Raw genomic sequence first — 17,577 nt, forward strand, 5'->3', positions numbered from 1 at the left:
AGCTTCGCGGGCAAGCCTCGCTCCTACAGTGATCGCGTTCTTCTGTAGGAGCGAGGCTTGCCCGCGAAGGCATCCGACGCTTAAACCAGCGTCATCAACGCATCACGGCTGAACGGCAGAATGTCTTCTTCACGACCGTCGCGCACCTTCTGCGCCCAGTCCGGGTCTACCAGCAGCGCACGGCCGACCGCCACCAGGTCGAACTCGTCGTTGTTCAAACGCTCCAGCAGTTTTTCCAGACTGGCCGGTTGCGCCACCTTGTCGGTGTTGACCATGAACTGCAGGAACTCGCCATCCAGACCGACGCTGCCCACGGTGATGGTCGGCTTGCCGGTGAGTTTGCGGGTCCAGCCTGCCAGGTTCAGTTCAGAGCCATCGAACTCCGGCTCCCAGAAACGGCGGGTCGAGCAGTGGAAAATATCCACGCCAGCGTCAGACAGCGGCTTGAGAAATTCACCCAAGGCTTGCGACGTCTGCACCAGACGCGCGGTGTAATCCTGCTGCTTCCATTGAGAGAAACGGAAGATGATCGGGAAACCTTCACCGACCGCAGCACGCACGGCCTGAATCAGCTCGATGGCGAAGCGCGAACGATTGGCCAGGCTGCCGCCATATTCGTCGGTGCGCTGGTTGCTGCCCTCCCAGAAGAACTGGTCGACCAGATAACCGTGAGCGCCGTGGATTTCCACGCCGTCCATGCCGATGCTCTGGGCATCCTTGGCAGCCTGGGCGAACGCGGCAATCACGTCCTGAATATCCTGTCTGGTCATGCCGTGAACCACGACCTGCCCGTCCTTGATTTTTTCCGAAGGACCATAGCCCGGCACGCTGGCGTCCGGCTCGGTACCGATACGACGCACGCTGCCGACATGCCACAACTGCGGAACGATCTTGCCACCTTCGGCGTGCACGGCATCGACGACCTTTTTCCAGCCCGCCAACGCGGCCTCACCGTAGAAATGCGGAACGTTCGGGTAGCCGTTGGAAGCCTTGTGACCAACGGTAGTGCCTTCGGTGATGATCAGGCCGACACCCGCGGCGGCACGACGACGGTAGTACTCGATCACTTTGGAGTTAGGCACGCCACCCGGCGAAAACGAACGGGTCATCGGCGCCATGACGACTCGGGTCGGCAGTTCGAGGCTGCCGAGGTGGAACGGTTTGAACAAGGCTTTTACAGGCATGGGACGCTCCACGGAGGATGACTTTATGACGGCGATAATATGGAGACTGGAGCGCCTTGAACAGCACTATTGATTTTGGTGATTAAGGAATAAAAGGCGGAAAGCATCGAAGGAGCGAGCCTTGCCCGCGAAGGCTGTCGGTCAGTCGACATCATTACTGACTGATCTGACGCCTTCGCGGGCAAGCCTCGCTCCTACAGGGGAGATATCAGCTCAGGGCTTTTTCAATCGCCTGAATGACAGAGGGATCATCCGGTGCAGTACGTGGCGAGAACCGCGCCAGTACCCGACCATCCTTGCCCAGCAGGAATTTTTCGAAGTTCCAGGTGATGTCACCCGGGAACTCGGCACCCTCGCCCGCCAGCAGCTTGTACAGCTGATGACGCTCGTGACCGTTGACTTCCAGCTTGCTGGACAACGGAAAGGTCACGCCATAGTTGAGGCTGCAAAACTCCTGAATCTCTTGCTCGCTGCCAGGCTCCTGCCCGGCAAACTGGTTGCATGGCAAACCCAGCACGCTGAAACCTTTGCCCTTGTATTGCTGGTAGAGGTTTTCCAGCGCGGCGTACTGTGGGGTCAGGCCACATTTGGAGGCAACGTTGACCACCAGCACGACTTGCCCCTTGAACGGTGCCAGAGGTAGCGCCTGACCATCCAGGGCTGTCAAATTAAGGTCGTGAAAAGCACTCATGACGTACTCCAGATTCCAGTGTTCTTCTCGAAACAGCCGCTTGGCGGCGTCACACGGGACAGCCGCAGACTAAAAAGGCGCCCTCGGGGCGCCTCTCCAGTCATCTGAGCTTAGCGCACAAATCAGTGGTGATGGCCACCTTCGCCATGGACGTGGCCATGAGCGATTTCTTCCTGGCTGGCGTCACGGATGGCAACGATCTTGACCTGGAAATTCAGGCGCTGGCCGGCCAGTGGGTGGTTGCCGTCGACGGTTACATCGTCGCCGTCCAGATCGCGGATGGTAACGATCTGCATCTGGCCATCCGGAGCAGAAGCGTGGAACTGCATGCCGACTTCCAGTTCATCAACGCCTTCGAACATGCTGCGGCTCAGGGTGCTGACCAGTTCGGCGGCATATTCGCCGTAAGCGTCTTCCGGTTCAACGGCTACGGTCAGCTCGTCGCCGACAGCTTTGCCTTCCAGGGCTTTTTCCAGGCCAGGGATGATGTTGCCTGCGCCTTGCAGGTAGACCAGCGGCGCGCCGCCGGCGGAGCTGTCGATGACCTCACCAGCGTCGTTGGTCAGGGTATAGTCGATGGAGACAGCCTTATTGGCGGCGATCAGCATGGGGCGAGACCTTTTGCATAAGAATATAGAAAGACCCAGTTTAGCGAAGCAATCGCCCGAAAGCGAACACAACCCGGACAGACGGGATTCGACGATTACTGGGTTTCATCAGGATGAGGACGGTCACTGGGTGGTCGAGCTTTCCTGCGGCCATACCCAACACCTGCGCCACCAGCCGCCGTGGCAATCACGGGCCTGGGTCATGGACCCGGTGCAACGCCTGGAAAAAATAGGCCAGCCCTTTGCTTGCGGTTGGTGCGCACAGGGCTCGGTTAGCGATAACCTTGGTGACTGAATTTCGGTAGACGGCCAGTCATAGGCCCTCACCTTTGCCATGCTCCTTCAGAGAATCCGCATGCAAACTTTTTTTATCGCGCCCACCGATTTTGGTGTGGGTCTGACCTCCATCAGCCTCGGGCTGGTGCGTACCCTTGAGCGCGCTGGCCTCAAGGTTGGCTTTTTCAAACCGATCGCCCAGCCGCATCCGGGTGACACGGGACCCGAGCGCTCCACCGAACTGGTGGCCCGCACCCACGGTTTGAAGCCGCCGCAACCCTTGGGCCTGGCCCACGTCGAACGCATGCTCGGGGACGGCCAGCTCGATGAGCTGCTCGAAGAAATCATCACCCTGTATCAGCAGGCTGCCATCGGCAAAGACGTGCTGATTGTCGAAGGCATGGTCCCGACCCGCAGCGCCAGTTACGCCGCGCGGGTCAACCTGCACCTGGCCAAGAGCCTCGATGCCGAGGTGATCCTGGTGTCGGCGCCGGAAAACGAGGTGCTGACCGAACTCTCCGGCCGCGTGGAATTGCAGGCGCAATTGTTCGGCGGCCCGAAAGACCCGAAAGTCCTTGGCGTGATCCTCAACAAGGTTAAAACCGACGAGAGCATGGAGGCCTTCGCCGCGCGCCTCAAGGAGCATTCACCGCTGCTGCGCAGCGGGGATTTCCGCCTGTTGGGCTGCATCCCGTTTCAACCGGAACTGAACGCGCCGCGCACCCGTGACGTGGCCGATTTGATGGGCGCCCAGGTGCTCAACGCCGGTGACTACGAAACCCGGCGCATGACCAACATCATCATCTGCGCCCGCACCATGCGCAACACCGTAGAACTGCTCAAGCCCGGCGTGCTGGTGGTAACCCCGGGCGATCGCGACGACATCATCCTCGCTGTCAGCCTTGCGGCCATGAACGGTGTGCCGTTGGCCGGCCTGCTGCTGACCAGCGACACCCTGCCGGACCCACGCATCATGGATTTGTGCCGGGGTGCATTGCAGGCGGGCCTGCCGGTATTGTCGGTGAGCACCGGCTCCTACGACACGGCCAACCAGTTGAACGGACTGAACAAGGAAATCCCGATCGACGACCGCGAACGGGCCGAAATCATCACCGATTTTGTCGCCAGCCATCTGGACGCCAACTGGCTGCATCAGCGCTGCGGCACGCCGCGGGAAATGCGCCTGTCGCCAGCCGTGTTCCGCTATCAACTGATCCAGCGAGCGCAGAACGCCAACAAACGCATCGTGTTGCCTGAAGGCAGCGAGCCGTTGACCGTGCAAGCTGCCGCGATCTGCCAGGCCCGAGGTATCGCCCGTTGCGTGTTGCTGGCAAAGCCCGAAGACGTGCAGGCCGTGGCCCGTGCCCAAGGGATCGAGTTGCCGCCCGGGCTGGAAATTCTCGATCCGGACCTGATCCGCGAACGCTACGTCGAGCCGATGGTTTCGCTGCGCAAGAGCAAAAGCCTCAACGCGCCGATGGCCGAACAGCAGTTGGAAGACACGGTGGTGATTGGCACCATGATGCTGGCGCTGGATGAAGTCGATGGCCTGGTGTCGGGGGTCATTCACTCCACCGCCAACACCATCCGACCGGCCCTGCAACTGATCAAGACGGCGCCGGGCTGCACCCTGGTGTCGTCGGTATTCTTCATGCTGTTTCCGGAGCAAGTGCTGGTCTACGGCGACTGCGTGATGAACCCGCACCCGAGCGCCAGCGAGCTGGCCGAGATTGCGCTGCAAAGTGCCGATTCGGCCGCGGCGTTCGGCATCACGCCGCGCGTGGCGATGATCAGCTACTCCAGCGGTGAATCGGCCAGCGGTGAAGAAGTCGAGAAGGTTCGCGAAGCCACCCTGCTGGCCCATGAACAGCAAAACTCGTTGCTGATCGACGGCCCGTTGCAATACGACGCCGCCGCCAACGAAACCGTGGCCCGGCAACTGGCGCCGAACAGCCAGGTGGCCGGTCGCGCTACCGTGTTTGTGTTCCCTGACCTCAACACCGGCAACACCACCCACAAAGCCGTGCAGCGCAGCGCCGACTGCGTGAGCCTTGGACCGATGCTCCAGGGTCTGCGCAAACCGGTGAACGACCTGCCGCGAGGCGCGCAAGTCGACGACATCGTCTACACCATCGCATTGACCGCGATTCAGGCAGCCAACCGACCTATGGATGTTTAAATGCTGGATTTCCTACCTGCACCGGTTCGCGGTGTGATCGCTTCACTGCTGTTGGCGTTGAACACGATTCTGCTCTGCTCGTTCCTGTTCTGCGTGGCGCTGGTCAAGGCTCTGCCATTTGCTGTCACTCAACGTCTTGCGGGCTGGCTGATGAGCCACACCCACGAGGCCTGGATCAGCCTCAACAAAGGCTGGATGAACCTGGTCCGTCGCACGCGCTGGCACATCAGCGGCTTGCAAGGGCTCGACTACAAGCACTCGTACCTGATCACCAGCAACCACCAGAGCTGGGTCGACATTCTGGTGTTGCAGTACGTGCTCAATCGACGCATCCAGCCGTTGAAGTTCTTCCTCAAACAGGAACTGATCTGGGTGCCGGTGATTGGCCTGGCGTGGTGGGCTCTGGGCTTTCCGTTCATGAAACGCTACTCCAAGGCCTATCTGGAGAAGCATCCGGAGAAGAAAGGCAAAGACCTGGAAACCACCCGCAAGACCTGCGCGAAGTTTCGCAATAACCCGGTGGGGATTTTCAATTTCGTCGAGGGCACGCGGTTCACCGAGGGCAAGCATGCCCAGCAGAAATCACCGTTCAAATACCTGCTCAAACCCAAGGCCGGCGGCATTGCGTTTGTGCTGGATGCGATGGGCGAGCAACTGGAATCCATCGTCAACGTGACCATCCACTACCCCGCCGGCCGCCCGGGCTTCTGGGATTTGCTGTGCGGCAACGTCGCGGACGTGGTGGTGCACTTTGAAGAGCTGAAGATTCCACCGCAGTTCATAGGCAAGAACTACGACCAGGATGGTGAGTATCGGCTGCAGTTCCAGGGCTGGATCAATCAGATGTGGCAGGACAAGGATGCGCTGCTGGAACAGATGCACCGCGAGTATCCAGCCAAACGCTGATCCCCTGTGACTGATCGTTGCCTGATCGTTCCCACGCTCCGCGTGGGAATGCCTCAACGGACGCTCCGCGTTCGGCTCTGGAGGGGACGCAGAGCGTCCCGAGCTGCATTCCCACGCCGAGCGTGGGAACGATCATCTCAAGGACACAAAAAACCCGCCGGATGATCACTCATCGGCGGGTTTTTTATTAACGGCTAAGCCTTAGATCGCGCCACGCTTGCGCAGCAGATCCAGCACTTGCTTGACGCCTTCTTCCAGCGATACGGACTGGGTGTCGATCACCAGGTCGGCATCCAGCGGCACGTCGTACGGGAAGGACTCACCCGGGATGTTATCCCCGGCCGCCGCGTACAGGCCCTGTGGGTCACGCTCGGCGCAGACAGTCGGCGAGGCCTGGACGTAGACCGTCAACAGACGTTCCTTGCCGATCAACTCCCGAGCCTGTTCACGACCTTCGGCACTCGGCGCAACGAACGCCGCCAGCGTCAGCAGGCCGGCTTCGTTGAACTGACGCGCCACGTGCGCGGCACGACGCCAGTTCTCGGTACGCCCGGCGCGATCCTGGGGCAGACCTTTGTTGAGGTCGTGACGCAGGTTCTGGCCATCGAGTACGAACACCGCACGACCCAAATCGAACAGCTTGCGTTCAACCGCATACGCCAGAGTGCTCTTGCCCGCACCCGACAAACCGCTGAACAGCACGGTGGCCGGTTGCTGACCGAAGCGCTGGGCACGCTCTTCTGTGGCGACGTGAGCCAGCTTGCCGTGGTGGGTGCTGGTGCCATGGGCCAAAGGCTGGGCGACGATCATGCCGGCGCCGACGGTGCCATTGGTCAGGCGGTCGATGATGATGAACGCGCCGGTGGTGCGGTTGCTGTCGTAACCGTCGAGGGCAATCGGCGCATCGAGCGCGATCTTGACCTTGCCGATCTCGTTCAGTTGCAACGCGCTGGCCGGACCTTCTTCCAGGGTGTTGACGTCGACCTTGTTGACGATACTGGCGATGGAACCCGGCACATAACTGGTGGCGCGTTTGATGTCGTACTTCTTGCCCGGCAGCATCGGCTCTTCAGCCATCCACACCAGCATCGCTTCGAAGCTGTCGGTCACCGGTGGCACGTTGTCGGCATGCACCAACAGGTCGCCACGGGAGATGTCGATTTCGTCTTCCATGGTCAGCGTGACTGCCTGACCTGGACCTGCATGCTCCAACTCACCTTCGAAGGTGACGATGGATTTCACGCGGCTGCTCTTGCCCGACGGCAGGACCACGACTTCGTCGCCTTTCTTGACGATGCCGCTGGCCAGCGTACCGGCGAAGCCACGGAAGTTCAGGTTAGGACGGTTGACGTACTGCACCGGGAAACGCAGATCGGTGAAGTTGCGGTCGCCCGCCACTTCCACGGTCTCGAGAATTTCCATCAACGACTGGCCGGTGTACCACGGCGAGCGCTCGGACTTGTTCACCACGTTGTCGCCCTTGAGCGCCGACATCGGCACGAAGTGCATGCTGGTCGGCTTGAGCTTCAGGCCTTCGGCGAACTTCAGGTAGTCGGCCTTGATCGACTCGAACACACCCTGATCGAAGCCCTTGAGGTCCATCTTGTTGATGGCGACGACGATGTGCTTGATGCCCAGCAACGAGGCGATGAAGCTGTGGCGGCGGGTCTGGGTCTGCACGCCGTAACGGGCATCGACCAGGATGATCGCCAGGTCACAGGTGGAAGCACCGGTGGCCATGTTGCGGGTGTACTGCTCATGGCCGGGGGTGTCGGCGATGATGAATTTGCGCTTGGCGGTGGAGAAATAGCGGTAAGCGACATCGATGGTGATGCCCTGCTCACGCTCGGCCTGCAGGCCATCGACCAGCAACGCCAGGTCGATGTCTTCACCGGTGGTGCCGACTTTTTTCGAGTCGCGAGTAATGGCTTCCAGGTGATCTTCGTAGATCATCTTGGAGTCGTGCAGCAGGCGCCCGATCAGGGTGCTCTTGCCGTCGTCGACGTTACCGCAGGTCAGAAAGCGCAGCAGCTCTTTACGTTCGTGCTGGCCCAGGTAGGCGAGGATGTCCTCGCTGATCAAATCAGATGCGTGCGACATAACAACCCCTTAGAAATAACCCTGACGTTTTTTGTCTTCCATGGAGCCTGCGCCATCGTGGTCGATGACACGGCCCTGGCGCTCGGAAGTTCGCGTCAGGAGCATTTCCTGAATGATGTCCGTAAGGCTTTCGGCCTCGGACTCCACCGCGCCCGTCAACGGGTAGCAGCCAAGGGTGCGGAAACGCACTTTCTTTTTGACGATGCGCGCTTTGTCTTCATCGCTCAGGTGTTCGAGGATGCGCTCATCGTCGATCATGATCAGCGTGCCGTTCTTCTCGATGACTTCACGCTCGGCGGCGAAGTACAGCGGGACGATCGGGATGCCTTCAAGGTAGATGTACTGCCAGATGTCCAGTTCGGTCCAGTTCGACAGCGGGAACACGCGGATCGATTCGCCTTTGTTGACCTTGCCGTTGTAGACGTTCCACAGCTCGGGACGCTGGTTCTTCGGGTCCCAGCGGTGCTTGCTGTCGCGGAACGAGTACACGCGCTCTTTGGCGCGGGATTTCTCTTCATCGCGGCGGGCACCGCCGAAAGCGGCATCGAAACCATACTTGTCCAGAGCCTGTTTCAGGCCTTCGGTCTTCATGATGTCGGTGTGCTTGGCACTGCCGTGGGTGAACGGGTTGATGCCCTGCGCCACGCCATCAGGGTTGACGTGGGTGATCAGGTCCAGGCCCAGCTCAGCGACCATCTTGTCGCGGAACTTGTACATCTCCTGGAATTTCCAGCGGGTGTCGACGTGCATCACCGGAAACGGCAATTTGCCCGGGAAGAACGCCTTGCGTGCCAGGTGCAGCATCACGGCGGAGTCTTTACCGATGGAGTACAGCATCACCGGGTTGTCGAACTCGGCGGCCACCTCGCGGATGATGTGGATGCTTTCCGCCTCCAGCTGTTTCAGATGCGTCAGTTTGTCGACCATGGCTACTCACGAAATCTTTCTTATGAACGGCCAGCGGGCCGTGTTCGAGCGAGGAATCCTAGCACAGCGACCTCTTCTAATCAGGACGCCAACTAGATCGAAAGAGCATATGAATATGCCTGCCTGTTTGGGCCAAGCTCCCGTAGGAGCGAGGCTTGCCCGCGAAAAACGATAACGCGATTTGGTCAGGTACACCCCGTTATCGTTCTTCGCGGGCAAGCCTCGCTCCTACAAAGGGAGGGTGTTGTCAGATGGGATTCGGGCAATCGATGAAGATGTGCTCGAGGGCAAAGCGCCTTGCCAGGTAATCGCCCAAGGCCTGCACGCCATAACGCTCGGTGGCATGGTGACCGGCTGCAATGAAACTGATGTCGTTTTCCCGGGCGCTGTGGAAGGTCTGCTCCGACGCTTCGCCGCTGAGGTACAGGTCGACGCCCGCCAACACGGCTTGATCGATATAGCCCTGGCCACCACCGGTGCACCAGCCGACTCGGCGGATCATGTTGCTGCCTTCGATCAGCAGAGGTTCGCGGCCCATGACTTCCTGCACACGGCGGGCGAAATCGCGAGGGGTCGCCGGCTCGTTCAATGAACCGACCAGCCCGACGATCTTCAGGTTATCCGGGTCCAGCGGACCTTCGACAGTAATGTCCAGCTGCCGCGCCAGTTGTACGTTATTGCCAACCTCCGGGTGCAGGTCCAGCGGCAGGTGATACGACAGCAGGCTGATGTCGTGCTTGAGCAAGGTTTTCAAGCGGCGCTGCTTCATGCCGGTGATACACGGATTTTCGCCCTTCCAGAAATATCCGTGGTGCACCAGCACCAGATCGGCATTGGCTTGCACGGCGGCATCGAGCAAGGCCTGGCTGGCGGTGACGCCACTGACGATGCGCATCACCTGCGGCCGGCCTTCGACCTGCAGGCCATTGGGGCAGTAATCGGCAATTTTCGAACTGGCGAGGTAACGGTCGGCTTCTTCGACCAGGGTGCTCAGGGCGACGGCCATAAAAGACTCCTAAATATCCCGTTCAGAGGCGCGCGCGGCCTCGTATAATGCGCGACATTATGGGCGGTCTCTAACCGCCTGCAACCTTTCAGGACGTGCTTAATGCTCAAGGCGCTGCGTTTTTCCGGCTGGCCGCTGTTGGCCGGCGTGCTTGTCGCTCTGTTAATCATCCAGCGTTACCCGCAGTGGGTCGGGCTTCCAAGCCTCGACGTCAACCTGCAGCAAGCGCCGCAAACCACCAGCATGAAAGAAGGCCCGGTCTCCTATTCCGACGCGGTAACCACCGCCGCGCCATCGGTGGTGAACCTGTACACCACCAAGGTCATCAACAAACCCAGCCATCCGCTGTTCGAGGATCCGCAGTTCCGGCGCTTCTTCGGCGACAACTCGCCCAAGCAGAAACGTATGGAATCGAGCCTCGGTTCCGGCGTGATCATGAGCCCGGAAGGTTACATCCTGACCAACAACCACGTGACCACCGGTGCCGATCAAATCGTCGTGGCGCTCAAGGATGGACGTGAAACCCTGGCTCGCGTGATCGGCAGCGATCCGGAAACCGACCTCGCGGTGCTGAAGATCGACTTGAAAAACCTGCCTTCGATCACTGTCGGCCGCTCGGACAACATCCGCATCGGCGACGTCGCGCTGGCCATCGGCAACCCGTTCGGCGTCGGCCAGACCGTGACCATGGGCATCATCAGCGCCACCGGGCGCAATCAACTGGGCCTGAACAACTACGAAGACTTCATTCAAACCGATGCCGCGATCAACCCCGGCAACTCCGGTGGTGCGCTGGTAGATGCCAACGGCAACCTGACCGGTATCAACACCGCGATCTTCTCCAAGTCCGGCGGCTCTCAAGGCATCGGCTTTGCGATTCCGGTGAAACTGGCGATGGAAGTGATGAAATCGATCATCGAGCACGGCCAGGTTATTCGTGGCTGGCTGGGTATTGAAGTACAACCGTTGTCCCAAGAGCTGGCGGAATCGTTCGGTCTTTCGGGGCGCCCGGGCATTGTCGTGGCCGGGATTTTCCGTGACGGCCCGGCGCAGAAAGCCGGGCTGCAACTGGGCGACGTGATTCTTGCCATCGATGGCGAACCTGCGGGTGATGGCCGCCGCTCGATGAACCAGGTCGCGCGGATCAAACCGACCGACAAGGTCACGATTCAAGTCATGCGTAACGGCAAGGAAATCAAACTGACGGCAGAAATCGGTTTGCGTCCGCCGCCGGCGCCGGTGAAAGAAAAAGAAGAGAAATAAGCCAGGCCCGATCAATTCGGGTCAATGGAAGACATTCTCATCGGACATGTTATATTGTTTCAATTCTAGCAATTGGAACAACATAACATGTCGTCTCGAACAAAGTCCTGCGTGGCAAGTCTTGCCCTCGGGCTGCTGGGTGAACCGGTCTTCGCCGAACAATCCCAGGCATTGGAACTGGACGCCATCAGCGTCACTTCCGACTACGAATCCCCCACCGGGCCTGTCGCTGGCTACCGCGCCACCCGCTCTGCCAGCGCGACCAAGACCGATACCGCCATCCGCGACATCCCGCAATCGATCAGCGTGGTCCCCGTCAGCGTGCTCGACGATCTAGGCAGTACCCACGTTGAGCGCGCGCTGGACTTCGCCGGCGGGGTTTCCAGACAGAACAACTTCGGTGGCCTGACGCTGTACGAATACAGCGTGCGCGGCTTCACCACATCGGAGTTCTACAAGGACGGTTTCAGCGCCAACCGTGGCTACCCGAGCTCGCCGGATGTGGCGAACATCGAGCGCATCGAAGTGCTTAAAGGCCCCGCCGCCAGCTTGTATGGGCGAGGTGATCCGGGTGGCACGGTGAACATCGTCACCAAGAAACCTCAGCCCGAAGCCTTCGCGACCCTGCACACCAGCGCGGGCAGTTGGGATCGTTATCGCACGGCGCTGGACGTCAACACGCCACTCGATGACCAGGGCAACGTGCTGTCGCGGGTGAATCTGGCCGTCGAGGACAACCATAGCTTTCGCGATCACGTCGACAGCCAGCGGGTGTTTGTCGCGCCTTCCTTCAGTTGGCAACTGAACACGGACACCAGCCTGCTGGTAGAGAGTGAATTCGTTCGTCACAGCTCGACCTTCGATCGCGGCATCGTCGCACCCGACAACACCTGGAGTGGCGTATCCCGTTCGACCTTCCTCGGCGAACCCGACGATGGCGACATCGACAACCACAACAATCAGCTGCAGGCCGCCCTCGAGCATCAGCTCAACGACACCTGGAAATTGCGCCTGGCCAGCCATTACAAGCAAGGCAAACTCTGGGGCTTCGCCTCGGAGGCGCGCCCGCTGAATGCCGACGGCCATACCGTCAACCGCCGTTATCGAGAACGTGACAACAATTGGCACGACAGCATTAGCCAACTCGAACTGCGCGGCTTTTTCGACACCGGCCACTTGCAGCACGAATTGTTGATCGGCAGCGAATACGAGAACTTTCGCAAGAACGAGCGGGTGACAACCATTGCCGGCAGCCCCTACGCCATCGATATCTACCAACCGGTCTACGGTCAGCCAAAACCCAACGGCGCACGTTCCGGTACGGACTTCTTCGAGCATGTCGAGAGCCATGCACTGAACCTGCAGGACCAGATCATTTTCAACGACAAACTGCGCGGGCTGCTCGGTGTGCGGTTCGAACACTTCGAGCAACGCATCGACGATCGCACCCGTGGCGCCACCAGCAACCAGACTCACGACGCGCTGACCCAAAGGGCCGGCTTGCTGTACCAACTGACGCCTGAGGTCGGCCTGTTCGCCAACGCCTCCACTTCGTTCAAACCGAACAATGGCCTGGACGCGACCGGTAAATCCTTCGACCCGGAAGAAGGCATCGGCTACGAGATCGGGATCAAGAGTGAGCTGTTCGATGACCGTTTGAGCAGCACCCTTGCCGCTTTCCATATCGAAAAAGAAAACGTCCTCGCCCTCGACCCGGCTACAGATACCAGCCGCGCCATGGGCAAGGCACGCAGCCAGGGAATCGATCTGCAAGTGACCGGGCAAGTCACCGACGCTGTCCGGCTGATCGGCGCCTTCGCCTACATCGATGCTGAAGTCACTGAAGGCGACAAGGTCATTCCCACCGGCAGCCGCATTCTCGGCGTGGCCAAACGCAGTGGCAGTCTGTTGGGGGTTTATGAGTTCCAGGACGGTCGACTGCGCGGTTCGGACGTTGGCGCCGCGTTCACTTACGTCGGTGATCGCTCGGGTGAAGCCGGCAGCGACTTTGAATTACCTGCCTACCACACCGTCGACCTGCTGGCCCATTACAAGGCCAGCGACAACGTCACGCTGGGCCTGAACCTGAACAACCTTTTCGACGAGAAATACTTCGAGCGCTCCTACAGCAACTACTGGGTCAACCCCGGCGAGCCGCGCAATTTCACTGTCAGCCTGACACTCACTCTGTAAAAGGAAGTCCCCATGCACCCACTCAAACCCCTTGTACTGCTTGGCTTGCTGTTTGCCACAGAAGTCTCGGCCCACGGCCTGTGGACCGAACAACGTCGAGGCAACATCGAGGTCATTTACGGTCACGGCGCCGAAGACAATGCTTTCAAGGCACAGAAAATCAGCGGCGCCTGGGCTTATGACGGCCATGGAAAAATGATTCCGGTGACGGTACAGCGGCTGCCCGATCACGCACGCCTGCAACCACTTAAACCACCCGCCGTGATGGCGGTGGCGCTCGACAATGGCATGTGGTCGCAGACCAGCGACAAGAAATGGATCAACGAAGGCCGCAGCAAGGTACCGGGGGCGATCGAGGCGACCCAGACGTTCAAGTACAGCCTGGCGATTTATCAGCCGGGGGCGAAGTTGCCCAAACTTGATCAACTGAAATTGCTGATTCTGCCTGAGGTCGATCCGCTGACTGTAGGACCGGGCGGATCATTGCCGGTGCGAGTATTGCTGGATGGCAAACCGGCGGCGGGCGTGAAGTTGGTGGGGGACTATCGCAACGCACCGAATACCTTGAGCACCGAAACCGATGCACAGGGTCGGGCACAGGTGGTGGTGCGCAATGAAGGCTTGAACGTGATTTCGGCGCAGATGGAAGTGCCGGTAAAAGACAGCCCTGACGTGAACAGTCGCGGGCTGTTCAGCTCGCTGACGTTCCTAGGCGAGCCGCATCACGAGTAACCCATAAAACCTTGTAGGAGCGAAATGCTGTTCACTTAAGGACGAACACTGTACCCGTGGCGAGGGAGCTTGTCGGATCGCCGCACCGTCCCGCTGGGGCGCGAAGCGGCCCTAAAATGGACTGCTGCGCAGCCCAACGGGACGGTGCGGCGATCCGACAAGCTCCCTCGCCACGGGATGCTGACGTTCTCTTAAGTGAAGAGCGAGGCTTGCACGCGAAGGACGATGGCTCGGTATTCGTTTTTTACCGAGTCGTCCTTTTTCGCGGGCAAGCCTCGCTCCTACAGATTCCGGGCCGGTTTAGAGATCGCCTAAACCGTCGATCAGCGCCTGGTTCTGCTCTGGCGTACCGATGCTGATCCGCAGGAACTGCGCAATCCGCTCCTGCTTGAAGTGCCGAACGATCACGCCTTGCTCACGCAACTTCGCCGCAAGCCCTGCCGCATCGTGCTGCGGGTGACGGGCAAAAATGAAGTTGGCCGCCGATGGCAGCACCTCAAAACCCTTCTCCTCCAACTGCGCAACAACCTTCTGGCGATTCTCGATCACCAACCGGCACGTCCTGTCGAAATACTCGCGGTCCTCAAATGCGGCGGCGGCACCGACATTGGCCATGCGATCCAGCGGATAGGAGTTGAAACTGTTCTTGATCCGCTCCAGCGCCTCGATCAGGTCCGGATGGCCGACTGCCAGACCCACCCGCAGTCCCGCCAGGGAACGGGACTTGGACAGGGTCTGGGTCACCAGCAGGTTTGGATAACGGTCCACCAACGCAATCGCGGTATCGCCGCCGAAGTCGATGTACGCTTCGTCTACCACTACCACCGAATCCGGACTCGCCTGGAGAATCTGCTCGACCGCGTCCAGTGCCAGCAGGCAACCGGTCGGCGCGTTCGGGTTGGGGAAGATGATACCGCCGTTCGGTTTGGCATAGTCCGCCGGGTTGATCCGGAACTGTTCGTCCAGCGGTACGGCGTCGAACGTGATGCCGTACAACCCGCAGTAGACCGGGTAAAAGCTGTAGCTGATATCAGGGAACAGCAATGGCTGATCGTGTTGCAGCAGACCGTGGAAGATGTGCGCCAGCACTTCATCGGAACCGTTACCGAGAAACACCTGATTGCTCTGCACGCCGTAGTATTTGGCCACGGCATTCTTCAACAGATCGCTGTTGGGGTCCGGGTACAGGCGCAGGTTGTCGTTCAGCTCAGCCTGCATCGCTGCCAGGGCTTTGGGCGATGGACCGTACGGGTTTTCGTTGGTGTTGAGCTTCACCAGCTTCGCCAGTTTTGGCTGTTCGCCCGGCACGTAAGGCACCAGATTCTTGACGAACGGGCTCCAGAATTTACTCATCTCAGTTCCCCTTCTTGTCGTCAACGATGCGGTATTCGGCGCTACGGGCGTGCGCGGTCAGCGACTCGCCACGAGCCAGCACGGAAGCGGTTTTACCGAGTTCCGAAGCACCCTGTTCTGAGCAGAAGATGATCGACGAACGTTTCTGGAAGTCATACACACCCAGCGGCGACGAGAAGCGCGCAGTACCGGAAGTCGGCAGCACGTGGTTCGGGCCGGCGCAGTAATCGCCCAGCGCTTCGGACGTGTGACGGCCCATGAAAATCGCCCCGGCGTGACGAATCTGCGGCAACCAGGCTTGTGGATCGGCAACCGACAGCTCCAGGTGCTCCGGCGCGATACGGTTGGCCACTTCCATGGCTTGTTCCATGTCGCGCACCTTGATCAACGCACCACGGCCATTGATCGAGGTTTCGATGATCGTGGCGCGTTCCATGGTCGGCATCAGCTTGGCGATGCTGGCCGCGACCTTGTCGAGGAATTCGGCGTCCGGGCTGACCAGAATCGCCTGGGCGTCTTCGTCGTGCTCGGCCTGGGAGAACAGGTCCATGGCGATCCAGTCCGGATCGGTCTGACCGTCGCACACCACAAGAATTTCCGACGGACCGGCGATCATGTCGATACCGACCTGGCCGAACACGTGGCGCTTGGCGGTGGCGACGTAGATGTTGCCCGGGCCGACCACCTTGTCGACCTTCGGCACGCTTTCGGTGCCGTAGGCCAATGCCGCAACGGCTTGCGCACCGCCGATGGTGAAGACCCGGTCGACCCCGGCGATGCAGGCAGCGGCCAGCACCAGTTCGTTGATCTCACCACGCGGGGTTGGCACCACCATGACCACTTCGGTCACGCCGGCAACCTTGGCCGGAATGGCGTTCATCAGCACCGACGATGGGTAAGAAGCCTTGCCGCCCGGCACGTAGAGGCCAGCGCGATCCAGCGGCGTGACTTTCTGGCCCAGCACCGTGCCGTCGGCCTCGGTATAGCTCCAGGAGTCCTGTTTCTGCTTTTCGTGGTAGCTGCGCACACGGGCGGCAGCGACTTCGAGTGCTTCGCGCTGCGCCACGGAGATGCGGGTCAATGCCAGCTCCAGGCGCTCACGCGGCAGGATCAAGTCGGCCATGGACTGAACGTCCAAACCGTCGAACTGGCGGGTAAAGTCCACCAGCGCCGCGTCACCGCGCTCGCGCACAGCCTTGATGATGTCCAGCACTCGCTGATTGACCGAGTCGTCAGACACACTTTCCCAGCTCAGCAGATGATCCAGATGATGCGCGAAATCCGGGTCAGCAGCGTTGAGTCGGCGAATTGCAGTCGGTGCGGTCATAGCGAGAGCCTCATAGGAATGGCAAAAAACTCAGGCGCCCGAAGCTAACATTCGATCCGCTTGGGCACCTGAGAATTCTGGCTATGAGGCGGATAGACGGCGCGACTCAGCGTCGCGCAGGTGAATCAGCCGCGGTGTCGAGACTCCACTGCCTTGCGCAGGGTGTCGATCAACGCCTGGATACGGGCGTGCTGCATTTTCATCGAAGCTTTGTTGACGATCAGACGGGAGCTGATGGCCGCAATGAAATCCTGTGGCTCCAGGCCATTGGCCCGCAGCGTGTTGCCGGTGTCGACCACGTCGATGATCTTGTCGGCAAGACCGATCAGCGGTGCCAGTTCCATCGAACCGTACAGCTTGATGATGTCGACCTGGCGCCCCTGTTCGGCGTAGTAACGCTTGGCAACGTTAACGAACTTGGTGGCGATGCGCAGGCGGCCCTTGGGCTCGACCGCGCCGACCTTGCCAGCCGTCATCAACTTGCATTGGGCGATTTGCAGGTCCAGTGGCTCGTACAAGCCCTGGCCGCCGTATTCCATCAGCACGTCTTTACCGGCGACACCGAGGTCGGCGGCACCATGCTCGACATAGGTCGGCACGTCGGTGGCACGCACGATCAGCAGGCGTACATCTTCCTGGGTCGTGGGAATGATCAGCTTGCGGCTCTTGTCCGGATTCTCGGTCGGCACGATGCCCGCTTCAGCGAGAAGCGGCAGGGTGTCGTCAAGGATGCGGCCCTTGGACAGTGCGATGGTCAACATGGGAAACGTCAGTCCTTATCAAGGTACTCATGCCCGGTCGCAAACGGCGCCGGACACACATCGAGCCGGAA

Annotated in this window: 15 protein-coding genes; 6 read left to right on the forward strand and 9 right to left on the reverse strand. The window is 60.0% G+C overall.

The features are described 5' to 3' along the window. Window positions 1–80: 80 nt before the first annotated feature. From D8U69_RS21930 to D8U69_RS21940, 3 genes are all read right to left on the reverse strand, one after another. Window positions 81–1,184 carry an NADH:flavin oxidoreductase gene (locus D8U69_RS21930; protein WP_130908117.1) on the reverse strand — a complete coding sequence of 368 codons (1,104 nt, stop codon included), beginning with the start codon at window positions 1,182–1,184 and terminating at the stop codon, window positions 81–83. Between the two features lie 208 nt (window positions 1,185–1,392). Beyond that, window positions 1,393–1,875, reverse strand: a complete 483-nt coding sequence (locus D8U69_RS21935) for a glutathione peroxidase (RefSeq protein ID WP_056855049.1) — start codon at window positions 1,873–1,875, stop codon at window positions 1,393–1,395. Window positions 1,876–1,997: 122 nt separating this feature from the next. Next, window positions 1,998–2,483 (reverse strand): peptidylprolyl isomerase, encoded by a 486-nt coding sequence (locus D8U69_RS21940; RefSeq protein WP_007942189.1) that lies wholly within the window; start codon window positions 2,481–2,483, stop codon window positions 1,998–2,000. Here D8U69_RS21940 and D8U69_RS21945 point away from each other — a divergent pair. The 3 genes from D8U69_RS21945 to D8U69_RS21955 are packed head-to-tail and all read left to right on the forward strand — an operon-like array spanning window position 2,452 to window position 5,844. Next, window positions 2,452–2,778 carry a DUF3565 domain-containing protein gene (locus D8U69_RS21945; RefSeq protein WP_056855048.1) on the forward strand — a complete coding sequence of 109 codons (327 nt, stop codon included), beginning with the start codon at window positions 2,452–2,454 and terminating at the stop codon, window positions 2,776–2,778. The genes D8U69_RS21940 and D8U69_RS21945 overlap by 32 nt on opposite strands. Before the next feature lie 60 nt (window positions 2,779–2,838). Then, on the forward strand, window positions 2,839–4,938 hold the full coding sequence (gene pta, locus D8U69_RS21950) for a phosphate acetyltransferase (protein WP_130906275.1): 2,100 nt from the start codon (window positions 2,839–2,841) through the stop codon (window positions 4,936–4,938). After that, window positions 4,939–5,844: an acyltransferase gene (locus D8U69_RS21955; RefSeq protein WP_056855046.1), complete on the forward strand. Its 906-nt coding sequence runs from the start codon at window positions 4,939–4,941 to the stop codon at window positions 5,842–5,844. It begins immediately after the preceding gene. Window positions 5,845–6,045: 201 nt separating this feature from the next. On the opposite strand, the gene cysN is transcribed toward D8U69_RS21955, so the two are convergent. From cysN to D8U69_RS21970, 3 genes are all read right to left on the reverse strand, one after another. Further along, window positions 6,046–7,944, reverse strand: coding sequence for a sulfate adenylyltransferase subunit CysN (gene cysN / locus D8U69_RS21960; protein WP_130908118.1), 1,899 nt, complete (start codon window positions 7,942–7,944; stop codon window positions 6,046–6,048). Between the two features lie 9 nt (window positions 7,945–7,953). Then, window positions 7,954–8,871, reverse strand: coding sequence for a sulfate adenylyltransferase subunit CysD (gene cysD / locus D8U69_RS21965; RefSeq protein WP_034147080.1), 918 nt, complete (start codon window positions 8,869–8,871; stop codon window positions 7,954–7,956). A gap of 247 nt (window positions 8,872–9,118) precedes the next feature. Continuing rightward, window positions 9,119–9,877 carry a Nif3-like dinuclear metal center hexameric protein gene (locus tag D8U69_RS21970; RefSeq protein WP_056855044.1) on the reverse strand — a complete coding sequence of 253 codons (759 nt, stop codon included), beginning with the start codon at window positions 9,875–9,877 and terminating at the stop codon, window positions 9,119–9,121. A gap of 102 nt (window positions 9,878–9,979) precedes the next feature. Here D8U69_RS21970 and algW point away from each other — a divergent pair, with 102 nt between their 5' ends. The 3 genes from algW (at window position 9,980) to D8U69_RS21985 (ending at window position 14,065) form a co-directional block, all read left to right on the forward strand. Next, window positions 9,980–11,140, forward strand: a complete 1,161-nt coding sequence (gene algW, locus D8U69_RS21975) for a Do family serine endopeptidase AlgW (protein ID WP_056855043.1) — start codon at window positions 9,980–9,982, stop codon at window positions 11,138–11,140. A gap of 87 nt (window positions 11,141–11,227) precedes the next feature. Beyond that, the gene (locus D8U69_RS21980; protein WP_130908119.1) at window positions 11,228–13,333 is read left to right on the forward strand and encodes a TonB-dependent siderophore receptor; all 2,106 of its coding nucleotides are present in this window, start codon (window positions 11,228–11,230) and stop codon (window positions 13,331–13,333) included. A 12-nt stretch (window positions 13,334–13,345) separates the two neighbouring features. Beyond that, the gene (locus D8U69_RS21985; RefSeq protein WP_130908120.1) at window positions 13,346–14,065 is read left to right on the forward strand and encodes a DUF4198 domain-containing protein; all 720 of its coding nucleotides are present in this window, start codon (window positions 13,346–13,348) and stop codon (window positions 14,063–14,065) included. Window positions 14,066–14,365: 300 nt separating this feature from the next. Here the strand turns inward: D8U69_RS21985 and hisC are convergent, their stop codons facing one another. The 3 genes from hisC to hisG form a co-directional block, all read right to left on the reverse strand. After that, the gene (hisC, locus tag D8U69_RS21990) at window positions 14,366–15,418 is read right to left on the reverse strand and encodes a histidinol-phosphate transaminase (protein WP_130908121.1); all 1,053 of its coding nucleotides are present in this window, start codon (window positions 15,416–15,418) and stop codon (window positions 14,366–14,368) included. Window position 15,419: 1 nt separating this feature from the next. Continuing rightward, window positions 15,420–16,745, reverse strand: coding sequence for a histidinol dehydrogenase (gene hisD, locus D8U69_RS21995; RefSeq protein WP_056855039.1), 1,326 nt, complete (start codon window positions 16,743–16,745; stop codon window positions 15,420–15,422). A gap of 125 nt (window positions 16,746–16,870) precedes the next feature. Next, window positions 16,871–17,506 (reverse strand): ATP phosphoribosyltransferase, encoded by a 636-nt coding sequence (gene hisG / locus D8U69_RS22000; RefSeq protein ID WP_008018703.1) that lies wholly within the window; start codon window positions 17,504–17,506, stop codon window positions 16,871–16,873. Window positions 17,507–17,577 lie beyond the last annotated feature (71 nt).

Origin of the sequence: Pseudomonas sp. Sample_16 (assembly GCF_004307665.1) — a bacterium.
In the GTDB taxonomy this organism is placed as follows: domain Bacteria; phylum Pseudomonadota; class Gammaproteobacteria; order Pseudomonadales; family Pseudomonadaceae; genus Aquipseudomonas.

Excerpts from the sequence above, each read along its gene's own strand:
- D8U69_RS21955 (WP_056855046.1), top strand. The coding sequence starts at position 4,939 with ATGCTGGATTTCCTACCTGCACCGGTTCGCGGTGTGATCGCTTCACTG.
- D8U69_RS21985 (WP_130908120.1), top strand. The coding sequence starts at position 13,346 with ATGCACCCACTCAAACCCCTTGTACTGCTTGGCTTGCTGTTTGCCACA.
- hisG (WP_008018703.1), bottom strand. The coding sequence starts at position 17,506 with ATGTTGACCATCGCACTGTCCAAGGGCCGCATCCTTGACGACACCCTG.
- algW (WP_056855043.1), top strand. The coding sequence starts at position 9,980 with ATGCTCAAGGCGCTGCGTTTTTCCGGCTGGCCGCTGTTGGCCGGCGTG.
- D8U69_RS21935 (WP_056855049.1), bottom strand. The coding sequence starts at position 1,875 with ATGAGTGCTTTTCACGACCTTAATTTGACAGCCCTGGATGGTCAGGCG.
- hisC (WP_130908121.1), bottom strand. The coding sequence starts at position 15,418 with ATGAGTAAATTCTGGAGCCCGTTCGTCAAGAATCTGGTGCCTTACGTG.
- cysN (WP_130908118.1), bottom strand. The coding sequence starts at position 7,944 with ATGTCGCACGCATCTGATTTGATCAGCGAGGACATCCTCGCCTACCTG.
- D8U69_RS21930 (WP_130908117.1), bottom strand. The coding sequence starts at position 1,184 with ATGCCTGTAAAAGCCTTGTTCAAACCGTTCCACCTCGGCAGCCTCGAA.
- D8U69_RS21970 (WP_056855044.1), bottom strand. The coding sequence starts at position 9,877 with ATGGCCGTCGCCCTGAGCACCCTGGTCGAAGAAGCCGACCGTTACCTC.
- pta (WP_130906275.1), top strand. The coding sequence starts at position 2,839 with ATGCAAACTTTTTTTATCGCGCCCACCGATTTTGGTGTGGGTCTGACC.
- D8U69_RS21980 (WP_130908119.1), top strand. The coding sequence starts at position 11,228 with ATGTCGTCTCGAACAAAGTCCTGCGTGGCAAGTCTTGCCCTCGGGCTG.
- hisD (WP_056855039.1), bottom strand. The coding sequence starts at position 16,745 with ATGACCGCACCGACTGCAATTCGCCGACTCAACGCTGCTGACCCGGAT.
- cysD (WP_034147080.1), bottom strand. The coding sequence starts at position 8,871 with ATGGTCGACAAACTGACGCATCTGAAACAGCTGGAGGCGGAAAGCATC.
- D8U69_RS21945 (WP_056855048.1), top strand. The coding sequence starts at position 2,452 with ATGGAGACAGCCTTATTGGCGGCGATCAGCATGGGGCGAGACCTTTTG.
- D8U69_RS21940 (WP_007942189.1), bottom strand. The coding sequence starts at position 2,483 with ATGCTGATCGCCGCCAATAAGGCTGTCTCCATCGACTATACCCTGACC.